The sequence below is a fragment of the Photorhabdus heterorhabditis genome (assembly GCF_001280945.1).
Lineage (GTDB): Bacteria > Pseudomonadota > Gammaproteobacteria > Enterobacterales > Enterobacteriaceae > Photorhabdus > Photorhabdus heterorhabditis.
The window spans coordinates 1-17,289 of sequence record NZ_LJCS01000061.1; the positions used below are offsets into that span (position 1 = coordinate 1).

The 17,289-nt window shown below is 41.1% G+C and carries 14 protein-coding genes and 1 pseudogene; 7 read left to right on the forward strand and 8 right to left on the reverse strand.

The window, feature by feature from the left end:
• Positions 1 to 256: 256 nt before the first annotated feature.
• Complete coding sequence (locus AM629_RS17035) at positions 257 to 1,099, forward strand: hypothetical protein (protein WP_054480447.1); 843 nt, start codon at positions 257 to 259, stop codon at positions 1,097 to 1,099.
• A gap of 92 nt (positions 1,100 to 1,191) precedes the next feature.
• On the opposite strand, the gene vapC is transcribed toward AM629_RS17035, so the two are convergent.
• From vapC to AM629_RS17050, 3 genes are all read right to left on the reverse strand, one after another.
• Positions 1,192 to 1,593, reverse strand: coding sequence for a type II toxin-antitoxin system tRNA(fMet)-specific endonuclease VapC (vapC, locus tag AM629_RS17040; protein WP_054480448.1), 402 nt, complete (start codon positions 1,591 to 1,593; stop codon positions 1,192 to 1,194).
• Positions 1,593 to 1,823 (reverse strand): type II toxin-antitoxin system VapB family antitoxin, encoded by a 231-nt coding sequence (vapB, locus tag AM629_RS17045; RefSeq protein ID WP_054480449.1) that lies wholly within the window; start codon positions 1,821 to 1,823, stop codon positions 1,593 to 1,595. The genes vapC and vapB overlap by 1 nt, the downstream gene beginning before the upstream one ends.
• A 234-nt stretch (positions 1,824 to 2,057) precedes the next feature.
• On the reverse strand, positions 2,058 to 3,476 hold the full coding sequence (locus AM629_RS17050) for an aminotransferase-like domain-containing protein (protein WP_054480450.1): 1,419 nt from the start codon (positions 3,474 to 3,476) through the stop codon (positions 2,058 to 2,060).
• A 129-nt stretch (positions 3,477 to 3,605) separates the two neighbouring features.
• On the opposite strand from AM629_RS17050, the gene AM629_RS17055 reads away from it, so the two are divergent.
• The 5 genes from AM629_RS17055 (at position 3,606) to AM629_RS17070 (ending at position 8,356) form a co-directional block, all read left to right on the forward strand.
• Positions 3,606 to 4,943, forward strand: coding sequence for a cytochrome ubiquinol oxidase subunit I (locus tag AM629_RS17055; protein WP_054480451.1), 1,338 nt, complete (start codon positions 3,606 to 3,608; stop codon positions 4,941 to 4,943).
• On the forward strand, positions 4,933 to 5,940 hold the full coding sequence (gene cydB, locus AM629_RS17060; RefSeq protein ID WP_054480452.1) for a cytochrome d ubiquinol oxidase subunit II: 1,008 nt from the start codon (positions 4,933 to 4,935) through the stop codon (positions 5,938 to 5,940). Before AM629_RS17055 ends, cydB begins: the two co-directional genes overlap by 11 nt.
• Positions 5,921 to 6,079: a DUF2474 domain-containing protein gene (locus tag AM629_RS22460; protein ID WP_072161917.1), complete on the forward strand. Its 159-nt coding sequence runs from the start codon at positions 5,921 to 5,923 to the stop codon at positions 6,077 to 6,079. The genes cydB and AM629_RS22460 overlap by 20 nt, the downstream gene beginning before the upstream one ends.
• Before the next feature lie 208 nt (positions 6,080 to 6,287).
• A complete protein-coding gene (locus AM629_RS17065) occupies positions 6,288 to 7,376 on the forward strand; it encodes an ATP-binding protein (protein ID WP_235525509.1) in 1,089 nt (362 codons plus the stop codon).
• Positions 7,377 to 7,513: 137 nt separating this feature from the next.
• A complete protein-coding gene (locus tag AM629_RS17070; protein ID WP_054480454.1) occupies positions 7,514 to 8,356 on the forward strand; it encodes a siderophore-interacting protein in 843 nt (280 codons plus the stop codon).
• A 110-nt stretch (positions 8,357 to 8,466) separates the two neighbouring features.
• Here the strand turns inward: AM629_RS17070 and AM629_RS17075 are convergent, their stop codons facing one another.
• Both AM629_RS17075 and AM629_RS17080 read right to left on the reverse strand, forming a co-directional pair.
• The gene (locus AM629_RS17075; protein ID WP_152912017.1) at positions 8,467 to 13,101 is read right to left on the reverse strand and encodes a non-ribosomal peptide synthetase; all 4,635 of its coding nucleotides are present in this window, start codon (positions 13,099 to 13,101) and stop codon (positions 8,467 to 8,469) included.
• A 557-nt stretch (positions 13,102 to 13,658) separates the two neighbouring features.
• Positions 13,659 to 14,636: an endonuclease gene (locus tag AM629_RS17080; protein ID WP_420806689.1), complete on the reverse strand. Its 978-nt coding sequence runs from the start codon at positions 14,634 to 14,636 to the stop codon at positions 13,659 to 13,661.
• A gap of 296 nt (positions 14,637 to 14,932) precedes the next feature.
• Between AM629_RS17080 and AM629_RS24735 the strand changes: the two are divergent.
• Positions 14,933 to 15,052, forward strand: a pseudogene (locus AM629_RS24735) (IS110 family transposase); the annotation flags it as partial.
• Between the two features lie 93 nt (positions 15,053 to 15,145).
• Here the strand turns inward: AM629_RS24735 and aqpZ are convergent.
• The 3 genes from aqpZ to AM629_RS17095 form a co-directional block, all read right to left on the reverse strand.
• On the reverse strand, positions 15,146 to 15,841 hold the full coding sequence (aqpZ, locus tag AM629_RS17085; RefSeq protein WP_054480457.1) for an aquaporin Z: 696 nt from the start codon (positions 15,839 to 15,841) through the stop codon (positions 15,146 to 15,148).
• Positions 15,842 to 16,271: 430 nt separating this feature from the next.
• Positions 16,272 to 16,709 (reverse strand): universal stress protein, encoded by a 438-nt coding sequence (locus AM629_RS17090; protein ID WP_054480458.1) that lies wholly within the window; start codon positions 16,707 to 16,709, stop codon positions 16,272 to 16,274.
• A 215-nt stretch (positions 16,710 to 16,924) separates the two neighbouring features.
• Entirely contained in the window at positions 16,925 to 17,263 is a 339-nt protein-coding gene (locus AM629_RS17095; RefSeq protein WP_054480459.1) for a hypothetical protein, read from the reverse strand.
• Positions 17,264 to 17,289 lie beyond the last annotated feature (26 nt).

Here is a 17,289-nt window from a genome sequence, read left to right on the forward strand (position 1 = left end):
ATCCAATAATATTGGATACATATACCCAATAGATTTCAAGTTGCAGTGCGGCGGCAAGTGAACGCATCCCCAGGAGCATAGATAACTATGTGACTGGGGTAAGTGAACGCAGCCAACAAAGCAGCAACTTGAAAGATGACGGGTATAACCACCAAGTAATCGAATTGTTAAAAATAGGGACCTACCCTACTCCCTATTTACAACAATACCATAACATTTAATATCGAGTTTAATAAATCTATTAAGGATAAAACTCATGGAAAATATCTTAAATAATCCTGATTATGCAGTTAAAAAAGCTCAAGAGTGGATAGAACATATTGAGAAAGGAGGAACCAGATTTCTTAAAGATTGGAAACGCTCAGACAATATTTTTATGAATTTCCCCGATGTTGGAGATTATTCTGATATACAGAGTCCGGCTAATGGCGCAGCTACAGGAAATTATGCGCGACTTAACCAAGACTCCTCCTCATCACTTAAATATCCGTTAAGCATTACCGAAGGCTTACAAACCGTTATTAATATGGCCCGTTCAGTTTCAGGCTATAATCCTTTAGATCCTCAAGGCCAAGGTAATAAAAATAATTTCCTCTCATTTACATCAGAATTATCTGGCGTTCCGTTCCTTTCTTTACTGTCAACAAGCGTACAAAATGTTATTCAAAAAAGCCATAATGCAGATGTTTTGATCAACTCTTTCCTGGAAAACTTCTTAGGATTATCTTATCAAGAGAAAGAGCAGATGAAAATCCCACTGAGACAACTGGCTATCGCTGCATTATCCTATGCAGGTAAAAGGCAAACTCAATCCAATTTCGTACAAAGTGTTCTCGCTACCTCACCAAAAGGTGGTGTGTCAGTTTTCCTATATTGGTCTGAGTTTACAATTTCCGCTTCCCCAGATGATAAAGGCATTATCGAATTCAAATCTAGTTATCTCCTGCCACAAGCAGAATATAACCTGAGGTACGAATCATGGATAAATGTAAGACCTGCATTCGAGAAAGCACAGAAGGTATCATTAGAAGATTGGATGAACAGTATGACCACTCGGAGAAAACAAGGCAGTAATGTAAGAGCGCTTTGTATAGAATAATGCGGTGAAATAATCCTAAAATGGTGTCTGCAAAAGCGTGAAGCGGACACCATCCATTTCATCAAACAGGCAATAAATCAATGCCATTACTTTCAGTTGACCCAGTTCTCAACGCGAAGACCAGCAACCCGTTCAAATTCTCGCACATTATTGGTTACAATAATCAATCCCTGGCTTCTGGCGTGCCCTGCTATTTGATGATCATAAGCCCCAATGCGTAAACCGCTCCGCTCGAGTTCTGCAATAATCTGACCGGCATGTACAGCAGCCTTACTGTCAAAATCCAAAACCGCCAATCTAGCAACAAATCCCTCAAGTACCATCATATTAGCTTTTGGATTTCCCGATTTCTCTGCACCGTTAATCAGTTCCATCAATGTCACAGTGCTAATACACAACTGGTCGTGATAGAACTGAAAAGTTTTGCGCACTTTCTGGGGTCGGTTCTTGAGTGTGTAGATGCAAATACAAGTATCAAGCATGTATTTCAGCATCAGAACCCCTCACGCTCTTGTACTGACGGCTGCTCGCGCTCCGCCATAAAATCGTCCGTAACACCAGGGCCATCAAACCAGCTATCCCAAGACTCATCAACCGGAGTGATTATGCGAGTACGGCCTACAGCAATGATATCAACCCGCTTCACATCTTCCGGAAAAGCGACAACTTTAGGAAGTCGAACCGCCTGAGAACGGTTGCTTTTAAATATCGTTGTTTGCACCATAAAATTTTCCTCATATTGGGATATACTTAATGTATATCCATAATAAGCACTAAAATAAAGATATACCTGTTATCTTTCAAGTTGCCTCTTTGTTGGCTGCACTCACTCACCCCGGTCACAGTGTTCTCTATGACATAGTTATCTATGCTCCCGGGGATTCGCTCCCTTGCCGTCGCGATCCATCTTGAAATCTATTGGGTATATATCAATCAGATATCCCTGATTTTTCTTATTTCAACACTCCAGATGTAACATATGACAAAGATGACCTAAAGTTTGCATGGCACGTTCCATTTTATCATCCCAATCAAAAGAGGCATTCAGGCGAAAGGCATGGTTAAATTGTTCGCTGGTACAAAACATGCTGCCAGGTGCAATGCTAATCCCTTCCGCCAATGCTAGCTGGTAAAGCCGCTGTGCACTGAACCGAGGCTCAAATTCCAACCAGAGAAAATAACCGCCTTTAGGGCAATTTACTTTTACTGAAGCAGGCATATAGTCACCAATCGCCCGTAACATCAAATGCTGACGTTGTTCCAATGTGCGACGAAGGCGGCGTAAGTGGTTGTCATATCCTCCTTCCGCAAGATAATCAGCAATTGCCAATTGCGTCGGCATGCTGGCAGAAACGGTACTCATCATTTGTAACTGCTGGATTTTCTTAGCATGTTTTCCTGCTGCGACCCAGCCCACTCGGTATCCCGGAGCCAGGCATTTGGAAAACGAAGAGCAATGCATAAAGTTATTTTCATGGTCCAATGCTTTTGCCGGTACAGGTCGTTGCTGATCAAAATATAGCTCGCCATACACATCATCCTCAATTAACACAACCTGATTATTGTTAAGGATATTGACCAACCGTAATTTATTTTCAGCAGACATCGTTCCCCCCAGCGGATTCTGAAAGTGAGTCATTAACCAACAGGCTTTTATTGGGTATTTTTTCACCACCTCTTCCAGCGCATCCAAATCAATCCCATTTTGCGGATCAGTTTTGATCGCCACTGCTTTCAGGCGCAGACGCTCAATTGCCTGCAAAGCACCATAGAAAGCCGGCGACTCAATCACTACCCAGTCACCCGGCTCCGTAGCCGACTGCAAACTGCAACTCAGCGATTCCATCGCACCTGCGGTAATCACAATTTCTTCAGGAGAAACATGAATGCCATGCATTGCATAGCGGCGCGATATATTACGGCGTAACTTATCATTACCCGGCGGTAAATTCGCCAAAGAGCTATGCGGCGCTATTCGCCTTGCAACTGCGGCTAACGCTTTAGAAAGTTTAGGCTGAACCAATAGAGATGGGTCCGGGAATGCTGAACCAAAAGGGGTAATCGACGGATCTTTACACGCTTGTAAGACATCAAAAATAGAAGCGCTTATTTCCACGTTTTCACTCAAATGTAACCTTTTTCCCCCTTTCGCCGTAGCAAAGGGTTGCAGACGCTTAGCAACATAATAACCAGATTGGGGACGAGAAATGATCCATCCCTGGCTCTCTAATAGCTGATACGATTGAACAACGGTCATCAAACTCAAACCCGATAGTTTTACTGATTCTCTCAGTGAAGGTAATTTATCCCCTACCAACCAAGTACCATCTTCAATATGTCGGAGAATTTGCTTGGCAAATTGTTCATAACGCTTCATAAATTCAGACCGCTCCACAAACTGTTATAGTTAATATACACAAAATTGTCACTATTATAGCCTCTTTTTCCATGCTTTACTTACTGCACACATTTCCCGCCTTTATTCAAACTAAAATAAGAGGTCACTATGTTTGGCTTAAGTGCCTTTGAACTGGCCAGAATTCAATTCGCTTTTACCGTTTCCTTTCACATTATCTTTCCGGCGATTACCATCGGGCTGGCAAGTTTTTTAGCCGTACTGGAAGGATTATGGCTGAAAACACGTAATACCGATTACAAAGTGCTATATCATTTCTGGTCGAAAATTTTTGCTGTTAACTTCGGGATGGGCGTTGTTTCCGGTTTGGTTATGGCTTATCAATTCGGCACCAACTGGAGTTTTTTCTCCGATTTTGCTGGTTCGATCACCGGCTCCTTACTGACTTATGAAGTACTGACTGCATTCTTTCTTGAGGCAGGCTTCCTTGGCGTCATGTTATTTGGCTGGAACCGTGTAGGTGAAAAATTACATTTCTTTGCCACCTGCATGGTAGCTCTCGGTACGCTGATATCCACCTTTTGGATACTGGCATCCAATAGCTGGATGCAAACCCCACAAGGCCATGAAATTATCAATAATCAGGTCGTCCCCGTCGACTGGCTGGCAGTAATATTTAATCCCTCCTTTCCATACCGTCTGGCTCATATGTGTACTGCGGCATTCCTCGCTTCAGCATTCTTTATTGCAGCTTCAGCAGCATGGCATTTATTAAAAGGCAATGACTCGACCGCAATGAAAAAAATGCTATCTATGTCGATGTGGATGATTCTGGTTATTGCTCCTTTACAGGCACTAATTGGTGATGCTCACGGTCTTAATACACTCAAGCATCAACCCGCCAAAGTCGCCGCAATGGAAGGCCATTGGGAAAATCTTCCCGGTGAAGCAACGCCATTGATCCTATTTGGCGTCCCTGACATGGAACGGGAAGAGACGCGTTATGCCGTAGAAATTCCTTATCTTGCCAGCCTGATTTTGACTCACAGCATAGATAAGCAAGTTCCAGCCCTTAAGGAATTTCCACCGGAAGACAGACCAAATGCCCTGATGGTTTTCTGGTCATTCAGGGTGATGGTCGGTCTTGGTATGTTGATGATCATTGCCGGCTGCTGGGGATTATGGTTGCGCTATAAAAAGCAGCTTTATCAGTCAAAAGTCTTTCTGCGTTTTATGTTTTTGATGGCACCTTCCGGCCTGATCGCCATTCTTGCTGGTTGGTTTACCACAGAAATAGGCCGCCAGCCATGGGTAGTTTATGGCCTGTTACGCACCAAAGATGCGGTATCTGCACACGGAGAAATGCATATGAGTATCAGTCTGCTACTTTTCATCGTGGTTTACAGCTCAGTATTTGGTGTGGGTTACGCTTATATGATGAAACTTATCCGAAAAGGACCCCAAAAGGAGTTAGAAAATGGGTATTGATCTGCCGTTAATCTGGTTCATCATCATTGTGTTCAGTACCATGATGTACATTGTGATGGATGGTTTTGATCTTGGCATTGGACTGCTCTATCCCACGGTTAAAAGTAACAGTGACCGTGATTTAATGATGAACAGTATTGCCCCCGTCTGGGATGGTAATGAAACCTGGCTGGTACTTGGGGGAGCAGGTTTATTCGGTGCCTTTCCTCTGGCTTATGCCGTTACCCTTGATGCTCTGGCGATTCCTCTGACATTAATGTTATTCGGCCTGATATTCCGCGGTGTTGCTTTTGAATTTCGTTTCAAATCATCTCCTGAGCACCGCCATATCTGGGATAAAGCCTTTATCAGTGGCTCTGTTATTGCCACGTTCGTTCAGGGGGTTGTAGTTGGCGCCTTTATACAGGGATTCCCCGTTGAAAACCGTACTTATACGGGGGGATCTTTTGACTGGTTCTCCCCCTTTCCACTGTTCTGCGGTTTTGGGCTTCTCATTGCCTACGCGCTGTTAGGCTGTGGCTGGCTGATTATGAAAACGGAAGGCCATCTACAACAGGAGATGTACCGTGTCGCCCGTCCGCTCATTTTTCTGATGCTGGGTGTTATCGCCATAATCAGTTTGTGGACACCATTAACTCATCCAACAATTGCTGAACGCTGGTTTAGCTTACCTAATTTGCTGTTCTTCCTGCCTGTGCCATTGTTAGTTGTCTGGTCCGGCTGGAAATTACTGCATTCAGTTAAACGCAAAGCACACTACACACCGTTTCTGTTAGCACTGTTGCTAATTTTCCTTGGCTACAGTGGATTAGGTATCAGTATCTGGCCTAACCTGATCCCACCAGCAATCAGTTACGAAGCGGCAGCAGCAGCACCACAGAGTTTAGGTTTTATGCTGGTCGGTGCCCTGCTTATTATCCCAGTGATTCTGGTTTATACCTACTGGAGCTATTATGTTTTTCGGGGGAAAGTTAACCATGAACAAGGCTACCACTAATCCAAATACCCCACGCCCTTCCGTATGGAAACGGATAGGCTGGATGGTCATGATCTGGTGTTGCAGTGTGATGACACTTTATGCTGTATCCAGCTTATTTCGCCTTTTGATGACAGCAGCAGGCATGAAATTAAAGTAATTGTTAACACTATTTAATAAATTGAGCTAAAGTTTTCATCAGTATTGCAGAACGGAATCTTAACCTGATGAAAACAAGTTCAAATAACACCATATTCAAAAACCAAAAACTGTTTGTGATCAACTCTGTTATAAATTTATTTTTACTTTTTATACTGTTATTGATTAACAAACCATCAATTCCAGATTTAATTCTACCGTTACTGATCATGTTAAGTATTACAAATGTGTATTTTCTGATAAGAGTGGTACATAACTCTACTCCTGTTAAAGAATGGCAACATTCAAGATACAAAGCAGAAATTAATGCATTGAAACAAAAAAACGGCTACCTGGATTTTCTCTGCCAAAGCCATTTCAAAATACAAAATTGCAAGCTTTTGCCTGAAAAGCTTCCCGAGATTTTTTCTCATCTCAGCCGCCTGATCCCTTTCTGTGAAGCCAAAATCATCCTTTATCCCTCACAACAAGAATATTTTTTCCGTAACCCCCACCAGTGTCCTTATTTCGATATGCCTCTGACAATGAGGTGGAATCTGGATGATAATATTGATAACTATGGAACACTCTGGATAAAGACACATAGAAATAGTGATCTTACTCCAGATGAAAAAAACCTGGTTCAGGATGTCGTTGCCTTAATAACAAATAAGTTGTTCCGGGAAAACCAAATCCAGTGCCATCAGCGAAGCATGTTAGCAGCAGAAAGAGCATCTATTTCCCGTGAACTCCATGATTCAATTGCCCAATCGCTCTCTTTCCTTAAGATCCAAGTTAATTGCCTGTATATATGTAGTGATAATTTATCCAAGCAAAGTTTAGCCTCACTAAATATGATTAAAGATGAGTTGAATATCGCTTACTGTCAACTAAGAGAATTACTTGCCGCCTTTCGGAATGAACAACCCCAATGCAATCTACAAGAATCTTTACAAGCTCTGGTTAACGAATTTAACCACCGTTTGAGCTTCAATATTGAGTTCAATTACCTGCTGACATATCAGCACATCTCTGACAATTACAGTAAACACTTGATACAAATTATCAGAGAATGTTTGAATAACTGTTACAAACATTCTGATGCAAACTGGATCAGCGTCCATATTGATTCTATCGATAACAAAATCATTGCCGTTGTCAGTGACAATGGCCGAGGAATCAATCTGAATGCCATCAATAAAAACAGATTTGGGCTAGCTATTATACAAGACAGGGTTAACATCATGGGTGGGCAATTACAGATAAAAAATCGTAAACAAGGCGGTACAGAAATAGAAATTCAGTTTTTATTAGACTGAAAAAGAATATGAAACCAAATTATAAATATGACGCAGCTTCTTGAATGATAATAATTAGCATTTGCGTCAATTGCTGTTACACTAAATTTGGTCATACCTGATAATTAAAAAAGTACGCTTTCCAGAGGAAATTTTACGTGACTACTAAACCAATTGAAGAAAAGAACATTTATCGCCCTGCCCCACCGAGACTTGTTCAAGTAAAAAACATTTTTGATGTGACACCCAATATGCGAAGGATTACTTTCGAAAGTGAATGTCTCGATAGTTATCCGACTGAATGTGAGGGTGGACTTTTAAAAATATTCTTACCGCTTCCGGGACAAACAAAACCGATATTACCCACCTTATCCCCAGACGGCCCGGTATGGCCTGCAGATGAATTTCGTCCAATTACCCGTGCTTACTCCGTTCGGGCTCTCCGTACCGAACAAAAAGAGATCGATATTGAGTTTGCATTGCATCACGGTGGAGGTCCCGCTGTGGAATTTGCTTATAGAGCCAAAATCGGTGACTGGATAGGCATTACCAACCCCGGTGGCCCTGATCCATTGCTGCCAACGGTCAGTCACTACTATATGGCTGGCGACCCCAGTGCCTTGCCCGCAATTGCGGCTTTATTAGAGACAATCAACAACCCAGATGCTACCGGGCAAGTGATTATTCGTGTCGAAAGTGAACTGGATATTCAAGATCTGAAAAAACCTGAAGGAATATCAATCCATTGGGCAGTTGGCAATGTTAAAGTCACCAACGATATCGTATCCGAGTTCAAGTCCTGGTCATTACCCACAGAAGATGTCACTTTCTGGCTCGCAGGTGAAGATAAATTGGTAAAAGAACTTCGTCGCTATGTTCGCCGTGAAAAAGGTTATGAACGCCACCAACTATGCGCCATCCCCTATTGGAGATATGGCTTTAACGAAGATGGTTATCACGACTTACGCGATGAAGTGATGATGATGAATAGGAACGATTAATACATAACATCAACCACCAAACACTGATGAGTGAAAAACTCAAGGGATCACGCCAGCGAAACGCCAACGGCGTGTTCCTACAAGTTTATTCAATACACTTATTCCATCCCCTACCTTTTCTTAACCAAAGAAATGCTAATGTTATCAGCAAGATCGCTGAGTACTGGGTTTTTGAAAACAAATGAGAATGGCAAAAGGAATCCTATCTCCTCTTGTAACCTGAATACAAATCTTACAACCAATAATGACTGTCCACCTAAGTGGAAGAAATTATCGTTTCGACCTACCTTATCAACGGCGAGAAGCTCGCTCCAGATCCTAGCTAACATCTCTTCAAGCTCATTTTCTGGCTGCTCATAATGTGAATGTCGATAACTAGATGAATCAGAATGAGATAAGGCTTTTCGATCTACTTTACCGTTTGGCATTAGCGGTAGAGATTCGAGTACCACATAAGCCACGGGTATCATATGCGGCGGAAAATGTTGACAGAGATAATAACGTAATTTTTTAACCAGATTTTCATCAAAAAAACCCTCAGACAACGTGAGATAAGCCACTAAACATAAGCTATCCCCGATATCGTTTCTGGCAATAACTACCGCCTGATGAATACCATTATACGCTTCCAGTAATCCCTCAATTTCCCGTAACTCAGTATGAAAACCCCAGATTTTAACTTGATGATCATGGCATCCAATATATTCAATATTGTCGTTATCACCATGACCGCCCACACCATTTCGATCCTTCGCCTGAGTTCGATTCCCTCCTTGCCGTAACAATGTAAGTTCATCCGGTGGTAAAACATTAAGGCGAGATATGGGCTGGGTCGGCTGTTCATTTAATGCCCAAGCCAACTGTGCCAACGCCTGCTGGACATAGTCACATAAACCGGCAGCAGAAAGCGGAGCTGTGACCACAACCTGCGCGGTTAATCCTAAGCTATCACCATCATCTTCTATCGAGAGAATCACTGGGTAGTTACACCTTTCATCTATTCCCAAAATCTCCACATTAGGCCAATTGGACAGAGCAGGTTGTTCCCCATCAATTAGACTACGATGACGGTAATTAATAAGGGATGAAAACAGCGGAGCTGGTGCAGGCACACCACTGCAACGCTGCACATCCGTCAATGGGATATGCTCATAAGCAAGCAGTTGCGATAAACGCTCATGGGTTTGGATTAACGCATCTGTCACACTCTGTTCATCAATATCCATCCGTAATGGCAAAAAGTTAATAAACAGCCCTGCGCTCTGTTCTGCCCCCGTGTCACTACCCATACGTCCAAGCAGTATGGTACCCGTCACAACCTGTTGCCGTTCACTGCTTTTTGCCAACACCAGCCCCCAACCCAAATGCACCAAACTGGCCAAACTAACTTTGTGCCGGCAAGCCAGCTCTCGTAAGGTTTTACTCAGTTCCATTGGTAACTCAATATAATATTCATCAAGCGGCTCATCCCCCAGCATGGAATCATAAAAACTAAATGGCACAGTAGGCTCATCAATATTAGCCAACATCTGGCGGAAATAAGATTCATAAGCTTTACTCTCATTCGCCTGGCGAGAATGAGCAATCAAGTTACGATACGGCACAGTTTCTGGCAGCAAGCTTCCCTGACCGAATAGAAAATAACCTATCTCACGACGCATGACTTCCTGTGTCGTATGATCTGCCAGCAAATGATGAATAATTTCCTGAGCCAGCCAGCGTTCACTACCTGGCTCTCGTGCCACAATCAAGCGCAGTAATGGCGCATCATGCAGTACAAACTGGTGATCAGAAATAGTGTGATATGCAGTGAGCTGTTCAATAAAGGAATCTGTCGATGTTGCAGAAAGCGTTACCTCTATCACCTGCAATGGTGCATTTCTAAGGACCACCTGAACCGGGCCACAAGCCAATCCTTCAACAAAAAAAGCAGTACGTAAAATATCGTGACGGTTAATCATCTGCTGCATAGCGTCAATATAGGTATCCAGACTATTGCGATCATTAAATACCATTCGGAGCATCATTTGATAAGGATCACCCCGTTGCGCCATCAAGTGGTAAAACAAAAACCTCTCTTGTAGTGGTGATAAGGCGTAGATATCTTGAATATTACTAACCCCACCCGGAACTTGACTGACCAACATATCAATATCGGCCTGACTGATATCAACCAGTGGCAACATTTCTGGCGTGATCCGTTCACATGCAACATCAATTAAATTAGCAGGAATCGTTAGCGAATCGGCCTTTCCCAGCAACAATGCCTGTTCCGACAGTATTGGCGTGGAAAACAGTGTTCCTGCCTGTTGTACTACATATTCTTGCTTTCTTAACTGCCCTATCAACTGTACAACTAACAACGAGTTACCACCGAGAGCAAAGAAATTATCATGGCGACCAATCTGTTTAAGTCCAAGTAATTCAGCCCAAGTTCCTGCCAACAAAGATTCTTTTTCCCCTTGTGGAGCTTCATAATTTTGCCGTTGATAGTTCGAAGCATTGGGAGCCGGTAGTGCTTTACGGTCAAGCTTACCATTGGGTGTTAATGGAAAATTCGCTAACACCACAAAGGCAGCGGGTACCATATATTCCGGCAGGCTAGATAACAGATAATCACGTAAAGTTTCTGAAACCTGCGCAGTTGCCAATTCAGGGGAAATAACAACATAAGCCACTAATCCTTTATTCCCCCTTTCTGCTTCAGTAGTAACAACAATTGATTCCAGCACAGACGGATGCGCATTAATACGAGCTTCTATTTCACCCAGTTCAATACGAAAGCCCCGAATTTTCACCTGAAAGTCATTACGACCAATATATTCAATATTTCCATCATGAGCATAACGTACCAAATCGCCAGTACGGTACATACGGCAACCCAGTTGTGAATTAAAAGGATCAGCTAAAAAGCGTTCTGCTGTCAGTTCCGTACGATTCAGATAACCACGCGTCACACCAGCCCCGCCAATATACATCTCGCCAATAGCACCTAAAGGCACTGGTTGTTGTTGGTCATCTAGCAGATAAATAAAGGTATTTGCAACAGGTTTCCCTATCGATACGGAACTTACCTTCTCATTGTTTTCATTACTAAGATGGTAAACCGTAGACCAAACTGCAGTTTCTGTTGGCCCATATAAATTCCAAATATCGTGGCTCTTTTCAGATAATTTACCGACCAAACTGGTTGGCATTATTTCGCCACCACACAATATTTTTACACCTTTAAAAGAAGCGTGCTCCTCATCCACCACTAAATTATAAGTAGAAGGTGTTGCCTGAATCATCGTGATCTGATTATCAGTGATAGTCTTTATTAACACTTCTTTATTCAGGAATAATTTCTTAGGCGCGATAAAAACGGTAGCTCCATTAATCAAAGGCAAATATATTTCCACTGCAACAATATCAAACGATATGGTAGTAGAAAACAGAACTCTCTCCTGTTTTGAAAATAATAGCTTGTCCGTCATGGTCAGTAAAAAATTAACAACATTACCCTGTTCAACCATAACGCCTTTCGGTTGCCCGGTTGATCCTGATGTGTAAATGACATATGCCAGATGATGAGTAGTTAATTCTGCTACATCAGGATTTTCTTGTGATAAACCCGTTAGTGATAACTGCCCCATATCCAGATTATTATTTGCCGTTTTAAAATAATTTTTTAATGCAGCACCACCAGCAATATCATGTAATACCAACACAGGTTTTGCATCCTCCAGAATATAACTCAGCCTTTCTGACGGATAATCTGGATCAAGTGGCACATAACCGCCGCCCGCTTTTAAAATAGCCAGCAAACCAATAATCATAGCTGGACTTCGTTCAACACAAAGAGCAACCAAACTGTCAGGTACTACCCCATTCATGATCAGATAATGAGCCAGCTGATTTGCCTGTCGATTCAACTGCGCATAACTCAATTTTTCCCCCGAAAATATCAGCGCAGTAGCATCCGGTGAAGCGGCAACTTGCTGTTCAAAGAGATGGTGGACACAACATTCGGTTGGATATTCGGTTTGTGTTGCATTCCAGGTTTCCAATAATAATCTTCGCTCAGCCAATGGCAGAATATTCAATTGACTCACAGCCATTGTGGGTTGTTCACTTAATACCCAAACCAATTGCTGTAATGCTTGTTGCAAATAACCGGATAACTGTAAAGCTGAAACTCTGGACATTGCTATCAGCCGGGTTGTCAGTTTTAAACTGTTGCCATCATCATTAATAATCAGCATCAACGGGGCATTCATCTCATCAAAATGCTCAATTCTATTATAATGTGATTGATAATGAATAAGGGCAGTAAATTTCGTTGCTGTAGAATAGATATTAGTGGGAATCATTAACAATTGCGATAAATATTCATTGATATCCAATAATAGATCACTCACACTTCCTTCTTCAATATCCAGAAACAGGGGGAAAATACCAAAGTCCGATTGATAATATTGCAATGTGCCAGTCATAACCTGTTGCTGTACACTGTATTTTGCTAATACGACTCCCCAAGCAAGATGGCATAAACTAGTTAAACCAACACCTGATCGATCCGCCTGCAAACGTAACGCTTCCGTCAACTTTGCAGACAATTTCATCTGATACTCATCATACTGACAACTCTCAAGTGGGTTACTTTCAGGCAGATCGACACCAAGACCAAAAGCCATAATAAGCTCATGAGACTTGCCTGGTTTTTCATATAATAAATCACTTCTATTTATCGGCAAATTTTGCATAATAATAGTATCCAAGTTTATTGAATCAATACCTAAGAAAATATGTTTAACTGATAACGTTGCAACTGGTGAAATTATCACTAGCTATTCTTATAATAAATTTATTCTATACAATCTGATAATTTAATTCTCTATGCTATACCAATATATCCATAAAATTAACTCCAACCATCATCACACAAAATAAAATATCACTCATTATAAGTATAATATGATGAGTGATATTTAACACAAACCTCAGATCTATTAATAAAAGAATTAAGATAATAAGATAATAAGATAATAAGATAATAAGATAATAAGATAATAAGAATATTATTAACTTAAATATCCTTCTCAAAACAATAATTAATTATATACCCTATGGATTTCAAGATGGATCGCGACGGCAAGGGAGCAAATCCCCGGGAGCCTATACCCAATAGATTTCGAGTTGCAGCGCGGCGGCAAGTGAACGCATCCCCAGGAGCATAGATAACTATGTGACTGGGGTAAGTGAACGCAGCCAACAAAGCAGCAGCTTGAAAGATGAAGGGTATCGTTAATTATCTGTTCTATTAAGTACCCTTACAATTTTGAGCGAGGCGAAAACCGGCATTTTTTGCCTCAGTTTCTGTTTTAAAATAAATGGCATTCTTCTCCATAATCATCTTATACCCCGAACAATGGGAAAAATGATAAATTTTGCTATTGTTATTGCCTTTAATTAATCCTGTACGTGGTGTATCTGATGACGTCAGTTTTTTCCTGCTATCTGTTTGGTTATTGTTTCCCACCCCTTTTCTTTGCTCTGCTTGTGGAATACCAGCAGCAGAGTTCTTATGCCACAACTCCCATTTCTGCTCACCGGTAACAAAAGGATTATGATGCCCCATAATACTGGCAATTCGGTTATCCCTTTCCCGTTCCCATTTACTCGGTGGATACTGACGATCCCAAGCCATAAATAATTGTTGTTGTTGGCGGGACATAGAAAGATTGTAGTGATCGTGCATATAAAAACTAATCCGAGCTACCTGACCTTTTACCTCATCTCTAGGTTCGAACGTGCGAGATTCAAAATCAACTTTACTGGTACAGCGACCATAAACATTCGGCATACTTTTCGATAACATTCCATAACTGAAATTACTACGATCACCATTAACCTCCCCAATTGATGGAGCCAAATTATACATATCAGATTCCATTGACCTGAAAACAGGATCTGAAGAGACACAATTTTTCCTCCCGCCATTTTTCCAACATTGTCGCTGATGACCAAAAACCCAGGCAGGAACAATATGTTCCCATTCAATCCGTTCAGCACGGTTCTGTTGTGACCTGACTTGATAACCACACGAAGGAAGAATTACACGCCCACCGCTCTTACCTGTCCATTGCCAATGACAGCCACAATAAAGTGTCCCTTCCTCTGACTTAAATTGATCGTGATATATGCGGTTACGCAGTTCCACTTTAGCTTGTTCAAAGGTAGCTGGAGCGGCAAAGGAAGATAGTGGAATGATTAAACTAACACACCCAATATAAATTATTCCAAAATTAATTTTCTGTTTCAATGATAAATCCTATTTATTAAAAATATCGTTTTGATCTTTCCCTATTATGTTGCCTTACAACCGACCTATAAGACAAACATTATTTCTTTGCATTTCTTCTTAACACTCTTTTTAAAACGAAAGGCTATTCAATAAACAGGTTGAAATATCACTCTAATTTTGCCAGACAACAGATAATTGATGCCAGAACGAGCAGAATAAAGTATGGTCAATTGAGTATTATTAAATCAATACATAGATTATGCTTTAAAGAAAGAACAAAAAATAATAAGACTGATAGCAGCAAGCCTAATAAAATCGCAATCATTGCTTGTATGTGTAAATTACGGGTCATTCTCTATGCCATGGTAAAAACAAATAAACCGTGGGACAAATCACTCCACACGGTTTAAAGTGAAAGACAGTTACTTATATGCTGCCAGTAAGTACCCTTATTTCAGAAAAATAGACCGCATGACTTTCAGCAAGGTAGCCGTCAGTAAAAGTTATTCTTTTTCAGCCAATAAGAGCCTATAAATTACACCACCAACAATCCCACCAATAATCGGCATCACCCAAAATAGCCATAACTGTTCTAAAGCCCAGGTATTCTGGAATATAGCAGAAGCAGTACTTCGTGCAGGATTGACTGAGGTATTTGTGACAGGAATGCTAATCAAATGAATGACAGTCAACGCCAGACCTATTGCTAATGGCGCAAAACCTACAGGTGCTCGTTTATCTGTCGCACCAATAATAACCATCAGGAAAATAGCTGTTAAAACAATTTCAGCAACAATAGCTGACTGAAGCGAAAAACCACCAGGTGAATGTTCACCATAACCATTGGCAGCAAAACCACTGGCTGTCGCATCAAAACCAGCCTGCCCAGAAGCAATAACATACAACACTGCCGCCGCAAGAATACCGCCTATGACTTGGGCAATAATATAAGGGATGATTTCTGCTGCTCTGAAACGACCACCAGCCCACAGACCAATTGTCACTGCTGGATTGAAATGCCCCCCAGAAATATGCCCTACTGCATATATCATAGTCAAAACGGCTAAACCACATGCTAAAGCTACACCAACAAAACCAACACCTAATTCAGGAAATCCGGCAGCTAATACTGCACTACCACATCCGCCAAAAACCAAAACGAACGTTCCAAATAATTCAGCTGCTAATTTTCTTAACATGTTTTATCCTCATCCAGTCATCAAAGAGCTACCTCGCTAAAATTAACTATAGCCAATAAATTAAAATCACGCTTATTTTTGCCATAAACACATAAGTCACCAATTTATGCAGCATCATTGCCTGATACTCGCTTTAAACATGGTATTCAACCCAGCATTAATCCTGTGTGGATCAGTTTTTTAATGAGAATGAGGCAACTTAAAAGCAACTATCCCCAGAATAAATGCAATATTCCGTTTTAAAATAGAAAAATCCGGCGCAAAAAACATTAGCACCGGATTATCACATAGGTATTCTTAAGCAATTGATACTATACCCTTCATCTTTCAAGCTGCTGCTTTGTTGGCTGCGTTCTCTTGCCGCCGCACTGCAACTTGAAATCTATTGGGTATATACAATAAGTGACTTTCTCATTACTGGATAGATAACTCATCTGACTACTAAAACTGAAATATTTGCGTATCCGACAATCCCTGAAGCATTTGAACCCAATAAATGGGTAGAAATATTAGGTCGTCTGGAACCAATAATGATTAAATCTGCATTAATTTCACCCGCTGTCGATAATACTTTATCCCTCGGTGAACCAAAGGCTACAGAGAAAGATACCCGTTCCTTTGGTAAATCTATTTTTTCAGCAACTTTTGCCAGTTCTTCTTTTGATCTGGCAATGGATTTCTTAGCAAAAGAGTTGAGTAAGTCATACTGATAACTATAACTAATTGAAAATCTTGATATATCAGGAACGGAATGGAAAAGATGGATATTAGCATTAGACAACTTAGCCAAATACTCTGCATGTGCAATCGCTTTATCGGTCAATTCATCCTCTGAAATTTCTACCGGTACTAAAATAGTCTTGTACATATGCACTCCTATATTTATACCCTTCATCCTTCAAGTTGCTGCTTTGTTGGCTACGTTCACTTACCCCAGTCACATCGTTATCTATGCTCCTGGGGATGCGTTCTCTTGCCGCCGCGCTGCAAATTGAATATACCAAACCGAGCTACTTTATTGAGTATATGAAATATTCCATTATTTGCTGTGAGTTGTTTAACTAAATCAAACAAATTACTCGATTACTCAGAGTCAAGATGCCATTTATGTAAAATTCGGTGAATAAAAGGTGTTACAACCAGCCCCAAAGTGATAAAGAACACACTTTCTAGAAACAACCCATATATGGCAATAAAATATTTACCCGATAAGCTGACAGGGGCAGGATCTAATCCCTGTGCACCAAGCATAGATAAAGAGTTAAGTACAGATTCAGAAAATGAGTGCCCTTCTATCAGATAAAACCCCAGTACACCCGGAATTATCCCAATAAAGAAAAATGTTGCGGCAATAAGATAAAAACGAGCTACTCGCCATAAAAAATGATCCAACCGAATCAGTTTATCAGTAAATTTTTCCACGATTAGTTCACTCTCAACACGTTTAC

Bases quoted from the DNA above. Each gene is read 5' to 3' on its own strand.
- AM629_RS17035 (WP_054480447.1), top strand. From the start codon at position 257: ATGGAAAATATCTTAAATAATCCTGATTATGCAGTTAAAAAAGCTCAA.
- vapC (WP_054480448.1), bottom strand. From the start codon at position 1,593: ATGCTGAAATACATGCTTGATACTTGTATTTGCATCTACACACTCAAG.
- vapB (WP_054480449.1), bottom strand. From the start codon at position 1,823: ATGGTGCAAACAACGATATTTAAAAGCAACCGTTCTCAGGCGGTTCGA.
- AM629_RS17050 (WP_054480450.1), bottom strand. From the start codon at position 3,476: ATGAAGCGTTATGAACAATTTGCCAAGCAAATTCTCCGACATATTGAA.
- AM629_RS17055 (WP_054480451.1), top strand. From the start codon at position 3,606: ATGTTTGGCTTAAGTGCCTTTGAACTGGCCAGAATTCAATTCGCTTTT.
- cydB (WP_054480452.1), top strand. From the start codon at position 4,933: ATGGGTATTGATCTGCCGTTAATCTGGTTCATCATCATTGTGTTCAGT.
- AM629_RS22460 (WP_072161917.1), top strand. From the start codon at position 5,921: ATGAACAAGGCTACCACTAATCCAAATACCCCACGCCCTTCCGTATGG.
- AM629_RS17065 (WP_235525509.1), top strand. From the start codon at position 6,288: ATGTTAAGTATTACAAATGTGTATTTTCTGATAAGAGTGGTACATAAC.
- AM629_RS17075 (WP_152912017.1), bottom strand. From the start codon at position 13,101: ATGCAAAATTTGCCGATAAATAGAAGTGATTTATTATATGAAAAACCA.
- aqpZ (WP_054480457.1), bottom strand. From the start codon at position 15,841: ATGTTAAGAAAATTAGCAGCTGAATTATTTGGAACGTTCGTTTTGGTT.
- AM629_RS17090 (WP_054480458.1), bottom strand. From the start codon at position 16,709: ATGTACAAGACTATTTTAGTACCGGTAGAAATTTCAGAGGATGAATTG.